Below are 21,994 nucleotides of genomic sequence, written 5' to 3'. Positions count from 1 at the left end.
CAGCGCCAGGGTTCCTGCTGCAGGGAGGTAATCAGCGATTGATCTGATAACCATGACGGCGTGTACATCGAATATATTCTCCCTGATGCCCTTTCAGCTGAATGACCACCTGGATAAAACTGTGGAAGCCGGCAAAACGAACGGCCAGATAGTCCAGCAGGTTGCTGAACATCATGATGCTGGATTGTTTCAGTTTGATCGGGTCCAGCTCAAACACCACTTCACTGCCCTGCAACAGGCACTGGTGGCCATCAATACGAATCTGCGCCACCTGTGGCTCTACCCGAATGGCTGACATGGATTCCAGCCAGGCGACCCCTGTCGTTGTTTTCCGCTGCGCGTACATGGACAACAGGTTACGGAATTGTCTGGCCGGGTCCCGGGCCTGAAATATTGAGACAATGTTTTCGCTGAGCAGCACCAGCAGATTGAGCCGGGTCTGAATATCCAGCTTGCGAGCGACGGGTGCCGTAGGCCGCATCAGCAGCCTGACGTCGGTGGGCAGAATAATATTATCCAGACACTCAAGCCCGGGATTGGCCGGCAGGTCCAGCACCTGATTACCGTTGCTGCAAGTCACATGGGGAGACAGCACCATCACCTGATTCCGGCCGGGGTCCATATCCGTGTGGCTAATCTCCAGATGACCATAACGCCCGGTATCCACATCCACCGGCCGGTGCAGCCAGAAGCAGTGATGCTCACCATCGTTATGTTTCAGGCCATACAAAGGCGGCAGCACCACCGGCTGCTCACCGGTAATATCCAATACCTCTGTGACCGCCTGGATCTCCACCGTATTGGGACTATAGCTATCGGGAATCAGGGGATAGTCCAGCTGCCGGTGATCAACCACCACCGGTTCGGCAATATGGTCAAACAGGTTGACCAGGGGGGCGCAGCCCAGCAAAAAGCGAAGCTGGTCTGCTCCCAGCAGCATTTCATCGGGCATATTTTCCAGGCAGAACAGCAGGCTGACCTCACGGCTGTCGAACTGTTGCAGTTGTGTCCCGATTCCGTTCAGCCGGAACCCGAAAAACAGCTCCGGCAGCGAGAGCAGTTCAGTCACCATCTGGTAGTCAGAAAAAAAAGTATGTTCCTGGCTTAACAGCCGGTCGCCTTCGCCAAAACCCACCGGTGCAAATGATGTCAGGGGGAGCTCATGGTAGCTGCCCTGCCGGTCCACCAGCAGAATCCTGCACAGATCCCGGCATAGCAGGTCATACATCAGTGTCTGCAGGCGGGCAGGGCCCCGGAAATAGATGGTCAGCCCGTAGTCATCCGCCAGTTCATTAAATCGCCGGGACTCATCAATCATGGCAAGATCCAGCCCGAGCATGGCCACCGCCAGTTCCGGGCAGGGAATGTTGTCCCGGCCAAAGGGGCGACGCTCAATATGGGTACTGACAATATCAAACGGGCAAAGCTCCAGCTGGCGGGTAGTCCGGAACTGGCAGTAGCGATCATCATCGATATAAGCCCGGAAGCGGGTGCCCTGTGGCAGGGTCTTCACGGATGACTGGTCAATATCGGGAGCAACCCGGATCATACTGACGGAAGGCAATGGCTGCACACACAGGGGAAAAACCACCTGGAGCAGGTCAATGGAAATCTTACCGGACTCCCGGGCTGCCTGACGTGCCATTCTGGCGGTCAGCAGGGCAAACGATTCCATCACCCTGGCCACATGGGGATCATCCACCGTGTCATAGCTGATCCCGAGGCTCTGGGCCTGCTGGGGATGCTGTTCGGCAAAGTGCCGGGCCCCCTCCCAGAGCAGGGTCAGTTCCCGTTCGTACCAGGCCAGCAATGAATCAGGCAATGCCGTTCTCCTCTTGACCCGAAATAACCCCCATACCCAACTCCTCAGTGTTGACAATATCCACCCGGGCATCCGTCAGGTTCAACACTGAATCGAAACCCACCGGGACCCGCTGCTGCCGATCCACCAGTACGCCTTCAATATGAAAACGGATACTGTTGACCCGCTCATTGAGGGCCACCATCTCCACCACAACCTCCGTGAGCCGTGGTTCGTAATACCGCAGCAGCACCTCAATCTCTCGCGATAACCGACTGGCCTGAAAGTAGCTGCGACCGAGATGATCAACCGACAGGCCATAGCGCAGCAGCGACCGCCGGGCGAGCGGATAATCATCACCCGGAGCCAGCAGCGGCTGGCGGGATTCCAGCAGAAACCGGATATTTTCCAGCACCGACAGGCGCAGGTCTGTGGTGCGCTCACCGGATGGCTCTCGGGCCAGCAACAGCTCCAGCAGACTGACGCTCATTCCGTCTCCCTCAACTCGCTGGTATCGGTTTTCAATAGCAGACTGCTGTTAATGACATCGAACTGGTACTGGGGCTGCAGCTCAACTTCACAGTAATAGATACCCAGGCTCTCATTGCCATGAATCGTCACCCTGGATTTTTTCAATGGATAACTGGCCAGTACCGAGTCGTCGGCGTAATCGGCATTGGAGGTGTAGCCCTGCAGCCAGGTGTTCAGCTCCCGCTGGCAGGATACGGCGCTATCGTAGCTGCCAATATGCTCCCGGATCAGCACTTTCAGATAGTGCCCGAAACGGCAGCCGATCAGTGTCGTCTGCAACATATTAATAATCCGTAAATCATCGCCTTCCCAGCCGGACTGATGGAGCGAGCAATTGCTGAAAAAGGCCAGATCGCCACTGAGATAAACGGTGGTCAGGGGGATAAAACCCTGACCGCTGTAAAACTCTTCCAGAGAGTCAGTGAGCCGCAGCCAGGCGGCGGCGGACACTGTCGCACGTTTTTTCACCAGTGCCCCACCCCGCTCACCCGGTACCCTGAGGAAGCCAAACCAGCGAATCCGGTTAAACTCCTGCAGGACATTACCAGCAAAGGCAAAAGCGCTATTGCCCCACAGGTAATCACTGCCAACGCCGTATACCGGGTGCTCATTAAAAAGGATTCCCTGGTAACAGTGCTGCCAGGGTGTCCTGAGCAGCACTTTGGGAAAGGCCAGCCCGAGAAAACGACTGCAACCCAGGCTGCGCAGTCGACGCCAACCGGCAAAATCCTGACTGTTGAGAATACGCTGAACCCGTTCCGGATCGGTCCAGACATCAATATCGCTGGTGCCGAGAAAGTTTTCTGACACTGTCATCACCACCGGACAGAGGGATTCCTGGCCCAGCTCCGCCAGCAGCTGCAGGGTATACAGATCATCGTAACCAGTGACCTCATCCACCTCCGTGGTAATCGCCTGGTCCACCACCAGCAGCCCAAACGGATGGCCGCCAAGGGTATTGAGCTCCTGCCGGTTAACCAGCCGGAACAGCACTGACGTCTGTATACTGGTACTTAAATTCAGATCATGGGACAGTTCAGCCCAGCTCATACTCAGGAGCCGCACCCGTACCGGAGCCACACCGGGTACCGCATCCATCATATACAGCAGACCACGCCACAATGACTCCAGTGCTTTAAAACGAGGGTGCTGAATGATAGTACAGAGCTGTTCGGCCACCTCTTCATCAATGGCGGCCACCAGTTTTTGTGCCAGTGCCTCGGCCTGTAGCGAACCATTCATTAGCCCGGAATATTGGCCACCATCCGCAAAGAGGTGGTCAGCTCTTCCATCTGCAACCAGGGGCGCAACCAGGCGATGGCGGAATAACAGCCGGGGCGGCCTGCCTGTTCCTGTACCATTATTCTGGCTTCCCGCAGCGGCGTTCTGGCCCGGGCTTCATTACCCACGGCGTTGGGGTTGGTGTAGAGACCGATCCAGGTGGACAGGTCTTTCTCCACATCCACCGGGTCCATGGCCGAACCGATTTTGTCCCGGCCCATCACCTTGAGATAGTGGGCAATCCGGGAACTGGCCATCATATAAGGTAACCGGGCCGAAATGGCCGCATTGGCCGTGGCATCAGGATTGGTATATTCCTTCGGCCGATTCAGGGTCTGAGCGCCCATAAACACCGCGTAGTTGGCATTTTTGTAATGCACCATGGGCAGCAGCCCCAGGTCCGACAGCTCCTTTTCCCGTTCATCGGTCAGGTTAACTTCGGTAGGACACTGTTGTACCCGGTCACCGGCTTCAGAGACATAGGTGTAATTGGGCAGGTTCTCCACCTTGCCACCATTTTCCAGCCCACGAATGGCGGTGCACCAGCCAAAAGCGGTAAAGGCATTGTTGATCAGCAGCCCCATATCATAGGCAGCATTACTCCAGGTGAAATCGCGGTTGGAGCGTGGCCGATGCACACCATCCCGGCCTTTGGGAAACTCCTCGAAGTTAAACCCCCTGACCGGACTGGCAGCCTCGCCATAGGGCAAACGGGCCAGGGTCCGGGGCATGGTCAGGGCAACATAACGGGCATCATCGCTGTCCCGGAAGGCATTCCAGCTGGCGTAGGCAGAAGCATCAAACCCTGCGGCCACCGGCCTGCCTGCCCCCAGCTTGCGGATATCATCAAATTCAAACAGTCCGGGCGATGCGGCGGCAATTAAGGGTGAATGGGAAGCGGCAGCCACCACCCCCAGGTAGCGCAGCAAAGCGACATCTTCATCATTGTGGCTGAAGGTATAGTCAGCCAGCAGGACACCGTAAGGTTCCCCCCCTGCGGTACCAAACTCATGCTGATAAACCATATTGAACAGACGACTGCGGTCAATAGCTGGGGCCTCTTCAAACTGCTCCAGTAACTCATCCCGGGTGATATCCAGCACCCTGACCTTCAACCGGGAACCCAGGTCGCTGTTACGGATCAGCTTATTAAGACCACGCCAGGAGCCTTCCAGCTTCTGAAATCCCTCCTGATGCAGTACCTCACTGAGTTGCCGGGATATCTTATCGTCCAGGGCCGCCACCGCCTCTTCAATGGTTTTGGTCAGGTTTTTGCTCCAGACCACCGTCCCTTCCAGGGCCTGGCGGGTCAGGGTAGCCAGCAGATTCCTGGTGGTATCCGGTGCCGTTTGCCCGGTAGCGGCTATGGCCCGGTCCAGAAAGCTTTCTGCCAGTTCCGGGGTTACCTCAGTGGCAGACGCCTCAGCCTGTTCATCGCTCATATCAGTTCACCATGTTTTGCACCACAGAGATTGCAAAGACCTCTATGGAAAAGGAAAAAATCTCACATTTTCCTGTTTCCTGCTGTTCCCGGTGACCGGTTCAATCCTTACCCTCACCGGCATCACCAGAGGCACCGAGGTCATTAGCATCAATACCCAGCTCGCCGGATAGCCCGGTCAGGGCATCGGTACTCTGCAGTACTTCCTTCAGCAGGGCCTCCAGATCCCGGGAACGGTCCGCATGGGCCAGTAACTCCCTCAGCTGATTCCGTACTGCCATCAGTTTGCGCAGGGGTTCAATCTGCTGGACCACATTGGCCGGCTCAAAGTCTTTCATGGAGGCAAACGACAGGTTGACGGCAAACTCAGTATCATCCTCGCTGCCTTCATCACCGGCACTGGCCAGTTTATTGGCCACTTTCAAATTCAACTGGGGACCAATGGTGGCCATGACCGAGTCAAAGTTATCCTGATCGATATCAGTGAAGTTCCGGAAGTCCACTTCTTCTTTGTGGCTGTCCGGCTTATCGCCGGAAAACTCACCAATAACCCCGACCACAAAAGGCAGCTCCCGTTTTTCCAGGGCACCGTTGGTTTCCACATCGTAGGTAATGCTGACCCGGTTTTTACTGATGCGTTTATGCTGTGTATTCAACGCCATAATCTTTGCCCCTGTTATTCCTCAACTGGCCCTAACCTTTACTGGAATGGGATTCCGCCTTGCCGGTAGGCAGGTCGTAGGTGACATCGCCACCAGGTTCCAGCTTACCGCCTTCGCCTTCATTCCAGTGTTTCACCTTGACCTTGCTGTAGGCCAGGGCAATGCTCTCAAACGGGGTAGCACCGTCGGACGCACTGAGGCTGTAATTGACAATCCGGGCATTGGTTAACTGCAGCTGCAGGTAAACCTGTGCCCCCTGACCGGAGCGATCAGGCTTGGTCACAATAATATCAACGGTGTCGCCTGTATCCCCGGGCACATACATCCGTGAGAGAATATTTTCCGAGGCACCATCCATCTCCTTGCTGACAGTGATTTCACTCATGGCCACCATGCCGGCATCACGATTCATACCATTGCCAATATCCATACTTACCGACCGGGCGGCACCCCAGTTGAAGGAGCGAATGGCAAACCAGCCCTTGCCAGCGACACTGTCTCCACCGGTATATTCAGCCGTAGCATCACCTTTACTCGTGGCTTCGCCCAGCTTCATGTACATATTGGCCATAACTTTTTCCTCAGAAACGGTGCTGGTTACACAAGGTCATCCAGATTACTGATATTGAGCCCTCCGGGGGGATCGGAAACGGAAGGGACAGGTTCAGTAATAACCTCTTGTTGACGACTTACGTTGTCTGCATAGTCAGGTGGTGATGTCGGAGGCTCAGGTTCCGCAGCGGCCTGCTCAGGGGCCAGTGTTTCGGTCAGGACCGCAGGAATATGGCTGAGCCCTGCTACACCGGGGCCGGGAATGGGGACCTGATGGCTGGTATTCATGCCGGTTAACTCCATAATCCGGCCCATAAGGTTATTGTTATCCTGCAGCAGCTCATTCATTAATTCAGGCAACGGCGTATATCCCCAGCGGATCGCTTTCTCCAATAAATACGACACCGGACTCTGAGGTTCGGTACGCTGAAAATAATCGGACAACAGCCTGAGCTGCTGGAATGCCTGGTTGCGGTTAAACGATGGATCAGTCCCGGCGGCCTGCTGCTCGCCAGCGTTGCCTGTTTCATTCTGGACGACAGTTTCCTGCACACTCGCGTCTGGCTCGGCAGTGTCCCTGGGGAAATCTGTGATACCGTGGTTATCCCGGGCAGCCTTGCGAACATCCGGTGGCCAGGGGGTAATCAACCCCTCGGTGAGGTCAGCAATGGCCTGCAGGTTGGCCTCCAGGGCCTGACGCAGAAACCGGCTGCCCGGCGCGGGCATATTTATTTTTTTGAAATGCTCTATCAGGGTCTTATCCAGGGCATCAAGCCCATCAAGAACATCCTGAATGTCGTTTATTTGCGTAACAACAACGTTAATGTCGTCTGTGTCGTTTTGCTGGGAAGATGAAAACGCTATCTTAACCTTCTGTTTCAGCTCGTTGCGGCTGGCCTCTTCATGCTGGTAGCAGACATAGTCAATATCACTGACCAGGGGCAACATGCGCAGGGGCACGGCAATCTGGCAACTGTCCTCTGATTCACCGAACAGCAGCTTCAGGGCCCGCCCCTGAACCTCAGCCCGCTCCATACCGGCGTTATCCGGGTCTGCTGAGCGAAGCTTTTCCACCGGCAGAAAAGGCTGTATCTGCTCGCCAAATTGATTGATACAGAGGTCAATCAGCTGAATCACCAGGGCCAGTTGCGCAAAGGGACGGCTGGTAAACAGCTGAGCCATGGCCAGCCATGCCAGGCACTCCAGGTCCCGGGAAGATTTCTCCAGAACCTCCAGCAACAGGGTGCGCAATTGCAACCAGTTCTCCCGGTTTTCGATCTCCAGAATATCCAGCTCTGTGGGATCCGGATTCAGGGAGAGTTTCTGCAGACTGGTTTGGGCGATGTTGTAGGCATTGCGCAGGGGACGATACAGTTCACGATTGCTTTTCAGGTATTCTCCCCCCGGTGACTCCTCCGACAGAGGCACCAGAAAGGCATCAAACTGCTCGACAGATAACAACCCTTTCATTGCAGAAACATGCTGGTCATTTTCAATAAATTAGAAGACAGATTAGTTCCACTTTTATTGATCTGCCAGATTCTGTCGCTTAACTGAAATTGCCCGCTTCTAAATCCGTATATACCGAAAGGATATAGAGTTGCTGCGATGCTACAAGCGTCGAACTCCCGGTAGCCTTGATGAAGGTGACGGGGGGAGCCGGACAATAACGTAGAACATCAGATCATAAAGCCCCTAAAACACACCACCACACTACAAAACAAAAATAATCATTTTGACATACATCAAAACACACAATGCATTAATTCTGTACAGTCCGCGCAACTCATTAAATAATGACTGGATAACACAAAATGTCACAAACCTTCACTCAATCCATTGCTATAAATAATGCCTCGACGGGCGGTTGGGAGAAACGTGATACACAATGGATGCTGACACTGTTTGGCACAGCTATTGGTGCCGGCGTTCTATTTTTACCCATTAACGCAGGTCTTGGTGGCATCTGGCCCCTGATTCTGATGACCATCCTTATCGGCCCCATGACATTTTTGGCCCATCGCGGTCTCAATCGCCTGTGCCTGTCCTCCAAAAATCCCCGGGCCGATATTACCGAAACCGTTACCGAACATTTTGGTCAAAAGGCTGGAAGCCTGATCACTCTGGGCTACTTTGCTTCCATCTACCCTATCCTTCTGATCTATGGCATTGGTATTACCAACACTGTCAATTCACTGATGGTTAATCAGCTGGGGATGGCAGAGCCAAACCGTGCAATCCTGAGCTTTGTGCTTGTGGCCGCCATGGTCAGCGTTATGGTCGCCGGTCAGAAGACCGTACTGAAAGTCACCAATGCCATCGTATACCCGCTGATCATTGTGCTTTTTGGGACCTCTGTGTATCTGATTCCCCAGTGGAATACTGCCCAGTTTGATGTTTCTGTTTCCGCTGGCGACTTTCTGAAAACCGTTTTCCTGACCATTCCGGTGCTGGTATTTGCCTTTAACCACTCTCCTGCCATCTCTTCTTTTGCCTCAACCTATCGCAGCGAGCTGGGAGATAACGCCGAACAGCAGACCAGCAAGACACTGAAGCGCACCACCATGATGCTGGTCGGTTTTACCATGTTCTTTGTTTACAGCTGCGTTCTTACCCTGTCGCCAGCAGAGCTGCTTCAGGCCAAGGCTGCAAACCTGCCAATTCTGTCCATTTTTGCCGAGCGCACTGACAACCAGATCTTTGCCTGGCTCGCTCAGGTTGTGGCGATTATTGCCATCTCTTCATCCTTTTTCGGGCACTACATGGGAACCCGCGAAGGCCTGCAGGGCATGATCGTTAATCGTGCCAGGGCACAGGGGAAGCAGGTAAACCTTAAAGCCATCGATAAAGGGGTTATCGTCTTTATCACTTTGTCAGTATGGGCTGTTGCTTATGCCAATGTCAGCGTCATGGGCATGATCGAATCACTGGTTGCCCCAATTCTGGCCATGATTCTGTTCATCCTGCCGGTATACGCAACCCATAAAGTACCAGCAATGGCCAAATACCGCTCAAGGGCCAACATCTTCACCGTGGTGATGGGCTTGATTGCCATTACTGGCTTTATTACTTCCCAGTTGATGTGATCCCCCGCCGGGGCCCTGCGGCCCCGGAACAGTCACAATCATCATTCGGAATACCGGCAGAGCCGATGGCACTCCCGCAATATCAGTCCCAAACAAATGACGGCACAATAGGACAAGAACTCTTCAGGTACTTCAGGTAAAAGTGCCCGAAACAGCCATGTGCTTCAAAGCAGCAATACCCTGACAGGCATCAGAAATCCGCCGCTTACTTTAACCTTTTTACCGAACCAGCAAACTATGCTCAGTATTTTTGATATTTTCAAAACAGGCATTGGCCCATCCAGCTCACACACAGTGGGTCCAATGTGGGCAGGACACCGCTTTCTGAACGAGCTTGAAGAAAAAGGCATCCTGTCCAGTATCTCATCCATTCGTGTTGGTCTTTATGGCTCACTGGCGCTCACTGGTGTTGGCCATGGCACCGATAAAGCCACCCTGCTCGGCCTGGCCGGTTATCGCCCGGACACTATTGATCCCGATGAAGCTGATCAGATTTTTGCACATATCAAAACCAATAAAGCCCTCAAGCTGGCCTGTAAACACGCCATTGACTTTGATTACCACAAGCATCTGATTTTCCATAACGGAGAAACGCTGCCTGAGCACCCCAATGGCATGCGCATTTTCGCTTCCGACAACAATGGTGTGGTGATTTATTACAAGTCTTATCTTTCCATTGGCGGTGGCTTTGTGGTCTGTGCCGATGGGTACAATCAGCCAGAGGCGGCCAACAGCTCGGAAGACTCCTGTCAGATCCCTTATCCTTTCAGAACCGCCGCAGAGCTTCTTGACCTTTGCCATGAGCATAACCTGACCATTGCCCAGTTGACTATTGCCAATGAAGTTGCCCGGCATCAGGGTGATGGAGACCTGGTAAATGACAGGATTGATGCCATTTGGGCAGTCATGCACGCCTGCATCGAACGGGGCCTGCGTATGGAAGGAACCCTTCCGGTCAGTGGCCTGAAGCGCCGTGCCGCGAATATGCATAAAAAGCTGACCAGCAACCCTGAAGCCATGCTGATGGATCACTTTGCCATCATGGACTGGGTAACCCTGTTTGCCATGGCCGTTAACGAAGAAAATGCCTGCGGGGGCCGTGTGGTCACGGCTCCGACCAACGGTGCTGCTGGCGTTATCCCGGCGACGCTGGCCTATTACACCCGCTTTATCTCGCGAAATAATCAGCAGGGAATTCGTGATTTTATTGCCACAGCCGCTGCCATTGGCTCGCTGATCAAGATGAATGCGTCGATTTCCGGAGCCGAAGCGGGCTGTCAGGCTGAAGTAGGCTCTGCATGCTCAATGGCTGCCGCAGCGTTGGCTGCCATTCAAGGTGCCACCATGGAACAGGTGGAGAATGCCGCTGAAATCGGCATGGAACATCATCTGGGCATGACCTGCGACCCCATCGCAGGGTTAGTGCAGATTCCCTGCATTGAGCGCAATGGCATGGCCGCCATCAAGGCCATCACTGCGTCCCGTCTGGCCATGCGTGGCGATGGTGACCATGCGGTGTCGCTGGACAGCTGCATTGAAACCATGTATCGGACAGGGTTGGATCTTCAGGCCAAATACCGGGAAACCTCATTGGGTGGCCTGGCCGTGTATGCCAGGGCACAACCGATCAAAATCGTTAGGACAGCCTCCTAGTTCATGCTCTGTTGTTAACCGCGAAAACCTGGGTCTTTTTCGCTTCCTCAGCACTGGAGATACATTTTTCAAACCACTGATAATGCAATGCTTGGGAAGGGAGAACGCGTAATGACGGGTTTGGGTGTAAAAGATCATTGATTAAGCAAACCATCGGCTCAAGGTAGCTTTTTAAGGCCTCAGCCGTTTGGGTCAATGTATTGAAATCCTGGATATTTGGATGGCTTACCGAAGCTACTCTCAAGCACAGTTGCTCCAGGCTTTTTTTATCATTGGGTATGGCCTTATGGTAAGTGTTATCAGGCTTTACGGTTTCGTATCTCTGCATGGCGTGGGAAAGTGCCAGAGCCCGGGCTTGACGCTCTGAGGGAAAAAAGGTGCATAGTTCGGCATCGTGACAGAAGCTGACGGCTGTTCCGGTTTCCAGCTCTTTCAGAACTCTGTAGAGACTTTGACCATAAGCAAACGCATCGTCTGCTGTTTTTGCCGGGATATGTGCGTTCAGGTCTTGCAGTAATTTGAACGTATCCGGTGCGGCGAAATCCTCACTGCCAAAATGCGAACTTTCTCCGGCTACTGCCGCTTGTCCGAAGTCCAGCTGTTTAACGCTTTGGGTATTCTGGTCAAACATACAGTTAAATGGTTTAACATCAGAGTGAACAATCCCTTGTTTTTCAAGATGCGCCAGGGCAAACAGTTGCTGTTCTTGCAGATGGGCATAGGCATTAAAAAATTCGTCAGGCGTGATAATTCCTGTTTTCAGTTGGTGTATGAGTGTGATGGTCAGCGTTTGAAGATTTTGCCCATCTATGAACTCAAAAAGTAATCCTGACCGGTTATCGACCTCCTCAAAACCATAGCAATTTACAATGTTTGGATGGTCGCCTACTTTTTTCATTATCACTGCTTCCCGATTCAGAGACTCTATAGCCGCTTCGTGACGGGAGTTTGTTATTGGCCTTTTCAGGGCAAAACTTTCAGAGATTCCATGAACATCCATTTGTTCGACCAGGTCAACAATCGCAGTGGCACCGTGTCCAAGTGTTTTAGTGATTGAAGCCTGTTCGCTCAGTATTGAGTGGTCACTGTTTTCCCAGAAAACTGAATCTTCCGAAACCTCAGAGCTTGGGGTCAGGAGTATTCCGGTATCTTCGACTGATAACCCGGAGCGACTGGACAAAGAGGTGCTGCGACTTTCATAGCCAACGTCATTTTCAGTTGTGGGGATGTGTTTTGTGACAGGTGGGGTTTTGGTTGTATTCGTGGGCTGCCGGTCAGCCTGGTCGGTATGGGCTTCACTCCCCTCCTTTTCAGAGTTGATATTGGAAGGAGTTGAGGCAGAAAGGTTGAGTGGTTTCATTGCCTGTAAAGTTTAGTTGCCCTGATAGAGCAACTTATCGACATGAAAGGCAACGACTTTGCCAAAAAAGCCGGATTCGGTCTGAAACTTCCTGCATATCAATGAATTACAGTTCATCATCATCGCAAATAACCGCTGCTGCTGGAAATTTACCGGATCCGCCCCCAAGGCAGGAAGTGTAACAGCACTGGGCTCAGGGCATTAGCAAGAAGTTAATTATGATGTTTCCGGGCCAGGATATCTATCGTAAGTCACCTTCTTATCCAAAAGTTTTATTTATAATAATCATTAAAAAGACCAATAATTAAATGAATTAGAAATTGGCGCAATAAAAACAATCAACCATGGAAGAGCTTAAGTACTCGAACGGAGAAGTTGCCATGATAACTGCATCGAAAATCACCCAGGCTTTACATATTGCGAATAAATCAGAAAATAAAAATACTGAGCCTAAAAAAGGAAGCTTTAAAGACCATTTAATAGCTTGTTGTGCAAATACTATTTATATGCCTACCAGTTCAGATATCTCCAAATTCGGCAGTTACTCCCGAACGTATAAGAGCATGCCGAATATTGCACTTTCTGTCAAAAAACCATCAACCCCTCCCGCTGCACCGCCGCCGCCACCAATAATGAAACAACCTGACACATGGGCGCAGATTAAACGCAACATTAGTGCTGAACAAAAGGGAAAGAATAAAAAACACGAAAAATCAAATAAAGAATTTACAGAAGAGCTTTTTGAAAGACTGAAAGAACGCAGAAAAGAAACAGAAGGAACGGAAAGGGTTCTGGAGTCCAAACCACGAAAGTCAGAATCCCAGCCCGTGGAACCTGCCAGGGTTGCTCCAAAGCAAATTGAAACGGTTCCTGTGGGTCCTGGTATAATTCCTCCACCACCCCCTCTTCCTGCTGTTTTATCGGGTAAGAAGGTGATAAAAAGCGACAAAAAACCGGCAATAGCACCAAAACCAGTGGTGATGGGATCTAAACTATCTCCCCCTCAACAATTTCAAATGTCTAAGCATGTACTCGAAAGTATCAAGTTGAAGAGGACTGGGAGGAATTTAGAATCTTGAAAATTCAGGCAGAGATGACCCATCAAAATTGTCAACATGTCATCCGCTTGATAGTCAAAAAAGGCGAAGTCATGACTTCGCCTTTTTGCTGCTTAATCCACTATTTTCAGACAGCCATTTCCAGCAACAGCTTGTTAAGACGCTGAACATAAGCCGCCGGATCGTCCAGTTGACCACCCGCCGCCAGGCTGGCCTGATCAAATACCACCCGGGTCAGGTCGGCAAAGCGATCTTCGTCCACTTCTTTATCCAGTCGGCCAATCAATGGGTGTTCCGGGTTAATCTCAAAGATCGGTTTGGATTCTGGCATGCTCTGGCCGGCAGCTTCCATAATGCGGCGCATCTGCATCCCCATATCGTTCTGCCCAACCACCAGACAGGCTGGAGAGTCCGTCAGACGATGGGTCACCCGAACCGATTCGACATCAGCACCCAGCACATCACTGATGCGCTTGACCAGATCTTCATTCTCTTTAGCCGCCTCTTCCTGGGCCTGCTTCTCTTCTTCGGAGTCCAGCTTACCCAGATCGAGATCACCACGGCCAATATCAACGAACGATTTGCCGTCAAACTCGAACAGGTGGGACATCAGCCACTCATCGACCCGATCAGAAAGCAACAGAACTTCCAGCCCTTTCTTGCGGAATACCTCAAGATGTGGGCTGTTGGCCGCCGCTTTGGACGTCTCTGCGGTAATGTAGTAGATCTTGTCCTGACCTTCTTTCATCCGGGAAACGTAGCCTTCAAGGGATTGATCCTGCTCAAGCCCCTGGCTCTCAGTGGATGAGAAGCGCAGAAGTTTGGCAATACGCTCACGGTTGGCATAATCTTCCGCTGGCCCCTCTTTGAGCACCTGGCCAAACTCTTGCCAGAAACTGGCGTATTGTTCAGGTTCTTTCTTAGCCAGTTTCTCCAGCATATCCAGCACTCGTTTGGTCAGCGCGGTTTTCATGCTGTCAACGGCCGGGTCTTTCTGAAGGATTTCCCGGGAAACGTTCAGGGACAGATCGTTAGAGTCCACCACTCCCTTGATAAAGCGCAGGTACATGGGCAGGAATTCCTCTGCCTGATCCATGATAAAGACACGCTGAACATAGAGTTTCAACCCTTTCTGCATATCACGGTTATACAGGTCAAAGGGAGCTTTGGCGGGAATATAAAGCAGGCTGTTGTATTCCAGCTTGCCTTCTACCCGGTTGTGGCTCCACTTGAGTGGGTCGGTATGGTCATGACTGATGTGTTTGTAAAACTCTTTATACTCTTCATCCGTGATGTCGCTGCGGGAACGGGTCCACAGGGCTTTCGCCGTATTCACCGTTTCCCACTCGGGCGCTTTGTCTTTGTCTTTCTCTTCTTCGTTTTCTTCCTCTGTCGCTGGCATCTCTTCCTTGCGCATCAGGATTGGCATGGAGATATGGTCAGAGTATTTGCGGATGATATTACGCAGGCGCCAGCCATCCGCATACTCTTCAGCCTCAGGCTTCAGATGCAGAATAATGGTGGTACCCCGTTTGTCCTTCGTTATTGGCTCAACGGTAAACTCACCGGAACCATCGGACACCCAGCGCACGGCTTCTTCTGTGTCTACCTTGCGGGTTTCAACGGTCACCTTGTCAGCAACAATAAATGCGGAATAGAAACCAACACCAAACTGACCGATCAGCTGGGAATCTTTCTTCTGGTCACCGGTCAGTGTTTTCAGGAAGTCCGAAGTACCGGATTTGGCGATGGTACCCAGATGGGTAATCACATCGTCACGGTTCATGCCAATGCCGTTATCGGCGATGGTGACGGTGTTGGCGTCCTTATCGTAATCCACCCTGACGTCAAGATTTGGGTCACGTTCCAGCAACTCACTGTTCTTGAGTGCCAGGTAACGCAGCTTGTCTGCGGCATCGGAAGCGTTGGAAATCAGCTCCCGTAAAAAAATCTCCCGATTGGAATAGAGAGAGTGAATCATCAGGTGCAGAAGCTGTTTCACTTCAGTCTGAAAGCCCAGCGTTTCTTTTTTCGTTTCGACTGCCATTAGAACCTCAATTCCGGTTAATCAACACATTGAGTATTTTGATAGTCAGGAGATATGGGCAGTGGTGGAGATTTCAACCCTCTTTCGGTCTTTGGTGATTAAATTTCATTTTATCATCAGTGGCTGTTTTCATATTGTGGTCAATTGATGCAAAATGCACCCTTGGTTATTTGGTTAACTACCTACCAGCGCCACCTCCTGACAACACCAAAGGATGGCGGTAAATAACATTAACCGCCATTGGTTCAATGGCGGTTGTTGGAGAGTCAATGACGGAATTGCAGTATTTTTGGGGCTGGGCAGTTTACCTGGCAGGAGCCTTCGGCTGCCTGCTGAGCCTGTGGTTTATTGTTGGTAATTGGCATCCGCGGCTAAAGCGGCCTCTGATGCTGGCTTTTGCTGTACTGTTTTTCCTGCCCGGTACTGTTCACCCTGAGCAGAGCTATCTTGGCCCGGCCTTCCTTATCAGCCTTTATGATGGCCTTAGCCTGGGAGTTGACGCCATGTGGCGAACGGGGCGGACTGTGGCAATTGCCGCTGGTGTTGCAGTGATTGCAGGCTTGTTATTACCGGTCGGCAAGGCAAAAAAAGCAGCTTCTGACAAAAGGCAAAAGCCCAACACAAGCCACGCTAAACATCAACGCAAAGAACCCGCCCTGGGCCCTGATTCCAGCCAGAAATCCTGAACCTAACCGCGATTTATCAACCAATGTGTGAACTTCTTGGAATGAGCGCCAACACGCCTACGGATATTGTGTTCAGCTTCCGTGGCCTGATGCAGCGCGGGGGCAAAACCGGCCCCCACAGTGATGGCTGGGGAATCGCGTTCTATGAAGGCAAAGGGTTACGGGAATTTCGTGATCCCAACCCAAGCTGTGATTCTGAAATTGCCAAGCTGGTCTGCCGCTACCCGATCAAAAGCACCATCGTGATCAGTCATATCCGCCAGGCAAATGCAGGCAGAATTGCCCTGGAAAACACCCACCCCTTTACCCGGGAACTCTGGGGCAAACACTGGACCTTTGCCCACAACGGCCAATTGAAAGGCATTAAGAAGTTCCCCCTGAAACACTACTTGCCGGTGGGAACCACGGACAGTGAGTACGCTTTTTGCTGGATCATGGACCAGGCGCGTGAGCGCTTCCCCAAACCACCCAAAAGGGTGAGTACACTGCAACGCTTTATCCGCCAGCTCTGTGACGAACTGCGTGGGCTGGGCGTATTCAATATGTTGCTGAGCGACTCCCGCTATCTCTATTGCTACTGCAGTACCCGGTTGCACTGGATAACCCGCAGAGCGCCGTTTAATCAGGCCAGTCTCAAAGATGACGACATTACGGTGGATTTTGCCAAAGAAACCACAGAAAACGACATCGTTTCTATAATAGCTACTGACCCGTTAACCATTAATGAGACTTGGCACCCTATTCAGCCCGGCGACATGGTGGTTTTTGATAATGGCGAACTTGCTGCCTGAGTAAAAAAATCGGCATAACTGAAAACCAGTCATCAACAAGCAATTACACTTAGCAGGTCTCTATCCAGTTCAGCGACTTATAGGTTAGCCAAGGGGGGTAATGATGAGTACACCGATCAGCAGACCTGCGTATGATATTAACACCGGCCAACTTGATGACAGTCGGTATCAAGCCCAAAAAACACGAAGTTCAAAAGATTCTCTGTTCCATGGCAGAAGTACCAGAGAGCTTCTTGAACCGGTTAACATGTCAACGTTCAGAGATGAAACCGTAGATCCTGGCCAGGCATTGATTAATGACCGAACTTTTGCCGCACGAAAAGAACACGTTGCCTCCCTTTCCTGCTTAACCTCAACCCAGTCAAAAATGGCGGATGATAAAAGTGCTGTGCGCCAGAATCGGCTGACTGCCCCCCTCCCGGGCCCATCATCTTCATCCCGGCAGGATAATCGGGATGCCTACATTATCAATATGCACACCTTAAGGCTGGAAAACGACGCATTACCTCGTGAAGGCGCAGAACCTGCCTGCCTGAAGCATAATAACTGGTGGGAACGCAATAAAAAGTGGAATAGCACCTTTATCCTCAGCACGCTGGCCACCGCAACAACAGTGACCGCTTCGCTGATTTCAGACATAACCCGCGATGATGATCAGGCACTTTTCCAGCGATCAGGGTCCGTCGTCGTCTGCTGGGCCATGTTGGTGACATTTATCACCCTGAGAAAAAGAAGTGAAAAACTGCCAAGCCGCGAGCTGATGATTGAAGCACCCAACCATAAATTACCCCGGGAAGGGGACGTGAAATTAAAGGACCTGGCTGAACAGATCGGCAATGCCAGCATCACCGAAAGGAAAGTAAAAAGAACAGCCAGTGAGTGCGACTGGGTGATCCTGCTGGCAAGTATCATCGGTACCCTGATTTGGGGGTACGGAGATTTAATAGCCAGGTAAACACAACCAGGAGGCTGACCAAAATAATAGCCTGGCTTTCGTTCCGGGATCAGGGCCAGAGTCCACCGGAGTCAGCCAGTACTTTGCCGAGAGTTCGCAGCCATCTACCAACGTCGGGACCAGTTCCGCTTAAGGCAATTTTGATGGTTTCAGACCACCGCCGGTTCCGATAAACGAAAGAGCGATTATCCCTCTGCCCGGGTCTGTCATTGTAATAAACACATTAAAAAAAAGGCTTATTGCAAGTTAATCCAAACATTTGGAGTTGAAAGATTTTATCGGAACAAGAACTTTCAGGATGGTCTGCTCTCTGAAGAAGCAAACCAGGAACGATAGTAATAAAAACTCACAATGCCCTGGATAATCGATATATGATTCCACCATGCCAGCCAGTTTATTCAGATAGATCATCTGCCTCTGCGAACCATGGGAAACTGGAGTCTCCTGATCCGTCTCATATCGCTAAACCCGATACCGTGGTTGCAGTAAATTCTCGTATTAGTGTTGGTACCAGCCATTGCACAGTAACAGAGCGCCCTCTCATCACAACCGCCACTCTTGAGCGAACTGTCCGGAAATTACCCTGTGTTGAACATCCCATTGCTGCTGCTTTTGAGCGGGCCATTGAGGAAAAAAATCCGGAACAGTTACTACGTCTAGTTGCCCGGCATCCGTCGCTTATTGAGCAGTATCCGGCCTGTCTTTTGTTGGCAGACGAAGAAGGCAAGACATTGGTTCATCGGATGGGAGCGTCAGATTATACACTTTTGCTCCGTAAAGCGCTCAACACTGAGCAAGGTAAACATGCATTGTGTACAAAAGATCATAATGGCGACACGGTATTACACCATGCAGCACGGGCTAAAACATCCGGAAGTCTTGATGTGATCATTGCCTCCGGTGCCGGTGCACAGTCTTTGCTCGAACAAAATAAAGAAGGATTGTTACCGCTGCATATTGCTGTTTTACGGGGGTATATCAGCAGCAGCATCAAGATGATGAACTGTGTACCAGAAACCTTGATAACCATGGATAACAGTCATAAAACGCCGCTGCACTGCCTGGAATTTACCCAGGCGTCAGAGCGGGCGCAGCTGGCATTTCTCAAAGTTGCCATAGAGAAGCCCTGTGTCCGTGAGAGACTGAATCACCTGCTGTTCTTTCTCAATTTACACAGCACCGATGCCCAATGTGAAAAAAGAATCCAGCAGTTAAGAACATCGGTTTTGCCAGCCTTCAGGCCTGTTATTGCTTATAGGCCGAATAAAGAAACAGCCATCTCAAAAACGGGTTCCGGGACATTCCGGTGCTCACCTGTCGGGGAGCTGTTTGCCCCTCTATGGAACTGTCCTGAAGTAACTTCCACACTTCCGATGTTGGCCAGCAAAGAAAAAACCTTGCCACAGAGTCACGGAGAAACGGAGAAAAGAAAAAATCTTTGCCTCTGTGACTCCGTGTCTCCGTGGCAAAAAGAGACAGTTACTCAGGGACAATTCCTATTTGCCCAAAAAGACAATCCTCTGGGCAGTACATTCATTCAGGCCATGGATTTATCGTCGACGGTTTCATCCGGTAGCCGGGCATTACGCCATAGGGCAAAACAGGTGCTTCAGTGGCTTGGAGAGGTGGGGGTGTATGGCACCTTTTTCTGCATGAAGAGGGAGCAAGCGCACAGCTTTATCGCTCTGGGTGATGAAAATGTCAGCGTACAACTGGTCAACCAGCTGGTTGGATTGGGCGCTCCAAAAATTCAACTGCGATTATCGCCCCCATGGCATCAACCCACCGCTACCCGGCAGTCGGAAGCAACAGGTCAATCAGACAATAATGCCGACCCGGAATCTGCTGAAGGGCTGAAAACAGAACGATTAAAGCGGGTGGAGCTCAATAAGCTGGCGCTGTTATTGCCCGGCTTTGATCCTGACAGACGCCTCCCGCAATGTTTCCGTATGGGGCAAAGTACACTATCCATCGTACAGTGCGATGATGGAGTACCAGAACCTGCTGTGGTGTTTTCATTTCTGGATCTGCCCGAAAAACACCAGCAACACACTGTCCATTGCGATCATTACATGGTGGTAAAACCCTACCGATTTGACAGTACATCACCGGATGGTCGGGTGTTGTACACCGATTTTGATGGTTTGAACCTGCGAAAAATCCCCCTGCACCTGCCACCCAACAGCCTGCTTCCGGAGCCTGGCACCATCAGAACTTTTACATGCGACCGGGATGAACGACAGTGGATCAGAGAAGCCTTGAATGCCTCACCCATAAACAGTCCCTTACAGGCGAAAACCCTGGGCAGAATCTGTACTTTGTGCCGACAAGGGCATATCCATTTGAATGTCATTTATGGGTTAAAGCATCAGGACGTTTTACCCAGAAGAGAACAGCTGCTAGGTCGATGGATCGATGCCCTGCAAAAAGTCACCCAAGAGAGCAAACCCACGCTGATTTTGACGGGTAAATCCCAGATACCCAACGAACTGCCTGATAACCCGGGCATGGCCAAAACACTGGTGATTATTGATTCTGAGTCGGAAGAGGTTGAGGCACAGCTGGGACAGTTCAGCAAACATAAAGCCGTTGCCATCTGTTTGCTGCCAGACCTGCCAAAACCGGTGTTTCATCATCTGATCACGGCTTCCGATCTGCCTGTATTGACCGAGGGAGCCAATACCACATCCTTTCTTTTGCAAACAGGCCACCCCTATTTGTCCACACTGCCTGATGGTGAAACCCCGATTCCACAGGATATGGGGTATCCCCTTGAGGCGCTGAAAATTGAGGCTCTTTCCTATAAACTCAGGATAAACGAAACGGAACAGCAGCTTTTGCAAGAGGTCTATTCACTGATTTGCCACGGGCATTATCAGGAGGCGATGGACTATCTGGATGACCATAAAACAGCCCTGGCCGATTTGCGATTTATCAATGACCAACAGCATCAGGCCATTTCTGCCGTCACCGTCCGGAGCCTGCTGAAAAAAGGGGTGCAAAAGCGCCTCGGCACCCTGGAAAGGGTGGCACTACTGGCGGCCACTAACCCCTCAGTGGATGCATTGGTTGAATATATTCATGATTGCCTGGACGGCTCATCCGTTGTCGCCCACCATTTTGCCCTGCAACGTATGCATGTGGGGCATGATTTTAACAATGCACTGATCGCCACGTTAGTGAAATTTGCCCGGATAAAACAGGTGCTTTGATCAATGTCTTTTGTCCTGCACCTGGCCTGCTCAACCACAATAGCAATGGCTTTACGCTTAAATTCCGGAGAATAATTCTTACGCTGCTTTGTCACTTTCTACCTCGTCATCAATGGCACTATTGTGCTTAACAAGGTGTCCTAAGTCATTAAACCACTTCATTAGCTGAATGGAATGACTGAAGATAACGCGCTCTGGCGATCACAGCCTGCTCTTTAGCTTCTTCCTTGTTGGAGGTTTGTATTTTGATTCTTTGGTAGATCTTTTTATAGATCTTTTGTCCCTCGGCGTAAGCGAGATCTGTCAGGTAGCGCTTCCTTTCGCGCTCTTTTTTGCGCTCGGCGTAAGCGAGATCTGTCAGGTAGCGCTTCCTTTCGTTCTCCCTTTTACGCTCGGCGTAAGCGGGATCTGTCTGGTAGCGCTCCCTTTGGCGCTCCCTTTCGCGCTCCCTTATACGCTCGGCGTAAACGGGATCTGTCTGGTAGCGCTCCCTTCGGCGCTCCCTTTCGCGCTCGACGTAAGCGGGATCTTTGCGAAGTTCCCTTTGGCGCTTTCTTTTGCGCTCGGCAAGTGAAGAACGGCCATCAACATTAACTTCTGCCCGGGTTGTCTGGTTATCACGTGTAGCCTGGTGCATGTATAACGGATTAACGACAGCAACTGGCCGTAAATCTTGTGAACTATGAATTCCGGCAGGAAGATTAGTTAACTGTAAACCTGAATTTGTATGATTCGCTGTTGTGTGCTCTCTAATTTCAAGCTCGTCCCACATTATTAGCTGCTGAAAGGGAGTACCTGGTGTTAGTAATAATGGATTTTTAACGTGTTCATACTCATTCTGGTAAGGAACATATTCATCAAGAATGGATTGTGGTATC

Annotated in this window: 17 protein-coding genes; 7 read left to right on the top strand and 10 right to left on the bottom strand. The window is 51.3% G+C overall.

Features of this window, described 5'->3' with window-relative positions; all coding sequences use genetic code 11:
• Window positions 1-31 precede the first annotated feature (31 nt).
• From tssF to ACO6V1_RS15505, 7 genes are all read right to left on the bottom strand, one after another.
• Window positions 32-1,822, bottom strand: a complete 1,791-nt coding sequence (tssF, locus tag ACO6V1_RS15535; RefSeq protein ID WP_422467521.1) for a type VI secretion system baseplate subunit TssF — start codon at window positions 1,820-1,822, stop codon at window positions 32-34.
• Entirely contained in the window at window positions 1,815-2,291 is a 477-nt protein-coding gene (gene tssE / locus ACO6V1_RS15530) for a type VI secretion system baseplate subunit TssE (protein WP_422448083.1), read from the bottom strand. The genes tssF and tssE overlap by 8 nt, the downstream gene beginning before the upstream one ends.
• A complete protein-coding gene (locus tag ACO6V1_RS15525; RefSeq protein ID WP_422459744.1) occupies window positions 2,288-3,574 on the bottom strand; it encodes a type VI secretion system contractile sheath domain-containing protein in 1,287 nt (428 codons plus the stop codon). Before ACO6V1_RS15525 ends, tssE begins: the two co-directional genes overlap by 4 nt.
• On the bottom strand, window positions 3,574-5,055 hold the full coding sequence (gene tssC, locus ACO6V1_RS15520) for a type VI secretion system contractile sheath large subunit (protein WP_422467519.1): 1,482 nt from the start codon (window positions 5,053-5,055) through the stop codon (window positions 3,574-3,576). Before tssC ends, ACO6V1_RS15525 begins: the two co-directional genes overlap by 1 nt.
• A gap of 100 nt (window positions 5,056-5,155) precedes the next feature.
• Window positions 5,156-5,716 carry a type VI secretion system contractile sheath small subunit gene (gene tssB, locus ACO6V1_RS15515; protein WP_422448089.1) on the bottom strand — a complete coding sequence of 187 codons (561 nt, stop codon included), beginning with the start codon at window positions 5,714-5,716 and terminating at the stop codon, window positions 5,156-5,158.
• A 31-nt stretch (window positions 5,717-5,747) separates the two neighbouring features.
• Entirely contained in the window at window positions 5,748-6,287 is a 540-nt protein-coding gene (locus tag ACO6V1_RS15510) for an Hcp family type VI secretion system effector (protein WP_422448091.1), read from the bottom strand.
• A gap of 26 nt (window positions 6,288-6,313) precedes the next feature.
• Complete coding sequence (locus ACO6V1_RS15505; protein WP_422448093.1) at window positions 6,314-7,738, bottom strand: ImpA family type VI secretion system protein; 1,425 nt, start codon at window positions 7,736-7,738, stop codon at window positions 6,314-6,316.
• A 344-nt stretch (window positions 7,739-8,082) separates the two neighbouring features.
• On the opposite strand from ACO6V1_RS15505, the gene ACO6V1_RS15500 reads away from it, so the two are divergent.
• Complete coding sequence (locus ACO6V1_RS15500) at window positions 8,083-9,354, top strand: aromatic amino acid transport family protein (protein WP_422448095.1); 1,272 nt, start codon at window positions 8,083-8,085, stop codon at window positions 9,352-9,354.
• A 237-nt stretch (window positions 9,355-9,591) separates the two neighbouring features.
• Window positions 9,592-11,007 (top strand): L-serine ammonia-lyase, encoded by a 1,416-nt coding sequence (locus ACO6V1_RS15495; protein ID WP_422448097.1) that lies wholly within the window; start codon window positions 9,592-9,594, stop codon window positions 11,005-11,007.
• 1 nt (window position 11,008) lies between these two features.
• Here ACO6V1_RS15495 and ACO6V1_RS15490 read toward each other — a convergent pair whose 3' ends face one another.
• Window positions 11,009-12,367 (bottom strand): protein kinase domain-containing protein, encoded by a 1,359-nt coding sequence (locus ACO6V1_RS15490; RefSeq protein ID WP_422459746.1) that lies wholly within the window; start codon window positions 12,365-12,367, stop codon window positions 11,009-11,011.
• A gap of 344 nt (window positions 12,368-12,711) precedes the next feature.
• On the opposite strand from ACO6V1_RS15490, the gene ACO6V1_RS15485 reads away from it, so the two are divergent.
• Window positions 12,712-13,446, top strand: coding sequence for a hypothetical protein (locus ACO6V1_RS15485; RefSeq protein ID WP_422459748.1), 735 nt, complete (start codon window positions 12,712-12,714; stop codon window positions 13,444-13,446).
• Window positions 13,447-13,552: 106 nt separating this feature from the next.
• Here the strand turns inward: ACO6V1_RS15485 and htpG are convergent, their stop codons facing one another.
• A complete protein-coding gene (gene htpG, locus ACO6V1_RS15480) occupies window positions 13,553-15,472 on the bottom strand; it encodes a molecular chaperone HtpG (RefSeq protein ID WP_422459750.1) in 1,920 nt (639 codons plus the stop codon).
• A 386-nt stretch (window positions 15,473-15,858) separates the two neighbouring features.
• Here htpG and ACO6V1_RS15475 point away from each other — a divergent pair, with 386 nt between their 5' ends.
• The 4 genes from ACO6V1_RS15475 to ACO6V1_RS15460 all read left to right on the top strand — a co-directional run bounded on the left by ACO6V1_RS15475 (window position 15,859) and on the right by ACO6V1_RS15460 (window position 21,116).
• Window positions 15,859-16,158, top strand: a complete 300-nt coding sequence (locus tag ACO6V1_RS15475; protein WP_422467517.1) for a hypothetical protein — start codon at window positions 15,859-15,861, stop codon at window positions 16,156-16,158.
• Between the two features lie 23 nt (window positions 16,159-16,181).
• The gene (locus tag ACO6V1_RS15470; protein WP_422467515.1) at window positions 16,182-16,949 is read left to right on the top strand and encodes a class II glutamine amidotransferase; all 768 of its coding nucleotides are present in this window, start codon (window positions 16,182-16,184) and stop codon (window positions 16,947-16,949) included.
• Window positions 16,950-17,049: 100 nt separating this feature from the next.
• Complete coding sequence (locus ACO6V1_RS15465) at window positions 17,050-17,904, top strand: hypothetical protein (protein ID WP_422467513.1); 855 nt, start codon at window positions 17,050-17,052, stop codon at window positions 17,902-17,904.
• A gap of 371 nt (window positions 17,905-18,275) precedes the next feature.
• Window positions 18,276-21,116, top strand: coding sequence for a hypothetical protein (locus ACO6V1_RS15460; protein WP_422448111.1), 2,841 nt, complete (start codon window positions 18,276-18,278; stop codon window positions 21,114-21,116).
• A 148-nt stretch (window positions 21,117-21,264) separates the two neighbouring features.
• Here ACO6V1_RS15460 and ACO6V1_RS15455 read toward each other — a convergent pair.
• Window positions 21,265-21,994: hypothetical protein (locus ACO6V1_RS15455; protein WP_422467511.1), on the bottom strand; the 730-nt coding region annotated here is incomplete at its 5' end.

It is taken from the genome of Endozoicomonas sp. ALC013 (assembly GCF_049310205.1).
Classification (GTDB): domain Bacteria; phylum Pseudomonadota; class Gammaproteobacteria; order Pseudomonadales; family Endozoicomonadaceae; genus Endozoicomonas.
This window is presented reverse-complemented; position numbering and strand designations above follow the sequence as displayed.

Excerpts from the sequence above, each read along its gene's own strand:
- tssE (WP_422448083.1), bottom strand. The coding sequence starts at position 2,291 with ATGAGCGTCAGTCTGCTGGAGCTGTTGCTGGCCCGAGAGCCATCCGGT.
- ACO6V1_RS15525 (WP_422459744.1), bottom strand. The coding sequence starts at position 3,574 with ATGAATGGTTCGCTACAGGCCGAGGCACTGGCACAAAAACTGGTGGCC.
- tssC (WP_422467519.1), bottom strand. The coding sequence starts at position 5,055 with ATGAGCGATGAACAGGCTGAGGCGTCTGCCACTGAGGTAACCCCGGAA.
- tssB (WP_422448089.1), bottom strand. The coding sequence starts at position 5,716 with ATGGCGTTGAATACACAGCATAAACGCATCAGTAAAAACCGGGTCAGC.
- ACO6V1_RS15510 (WP_422448091.1), bottom strand. The coding sequence starts at position 6,287 with ATGGCCAATATGTACATGAAGCTGGGCGAAGCCACGAGTAAAGGTGAT.
- ACO6V1_RS15505 (WP_422448093.1), bottom strand. The coding sequence starts at position 7,738 with ATGAAAGGGTTGTTATCTGTCGAGCAGTTTGATGCCTTTCTGGTGCCT.
- ACO6V1_RS15500 (WP_422448095.1), top strand. The coding sequence starts at position 8,083 with ATGTCACAAACCTTCACTCAATCCATTGCTATAAATAATGCCTCGACG.
- ACO6V1_RS15495 (WP_422448097.1), top strand. The coding sequence starts at position 9,592 with ATGCTCAGTATTTTTGATATTTTCAAAACAGGCATTGGCCCATCCAGC.
- ACO6V1_RS15490 (WP_422459746.1), bottom strand. The coding sequence starts at position 12,367 with ATGAAACCACTCAACCTTTCTGCCTCAACTCCTTCCAATATCAACTCT.
- ACO6V1_RS15485 (WP_422459748.1), top strand. The coding sequence starts at position 12,712 with ATGGAAGAGCTTAAGTACTCGAACGGAGAAGTTGCCATGATAACTGCA.
- htpG (WP_422459750.1), bottom strand. The coding sequence starts at position 15,472 with ATGGCAGTCGAAACGAAAAAAGAAACGCTGGGCTTTCAGACTGAAGTG.
- ACO6V1_RS15475 (WP_422467517.1), top strand. The coding sequence starts at position 15,859 with ATGCTGGCTTTTGCTGTACTGTTTTTCCTGCCCGGTACTGTTCACCCT.
- ACO6V1_RS15470 (WP_422467515.1), top strand. The coding sequence starts at position 16,182 with ATGTGTGAACTTCTTGGAATGAGCGCCAACACGCCTACGGATATTGTG.
- ACO6V1_RS15465 (WP_422467513.1), top strand. The coding sequence starts at position 17,050 with ATGATGAGTACACCGATCAGCAGACCTGCGTATGATATTAACACCGGC.
- ACO6V1_RS15460 (WP_422448111.1), top strand. The coding sequence starts at position 18,276 with ATGATTCCACCATGCCAGCCAGTTTATTCAGATAGATCATCTGCCTCT.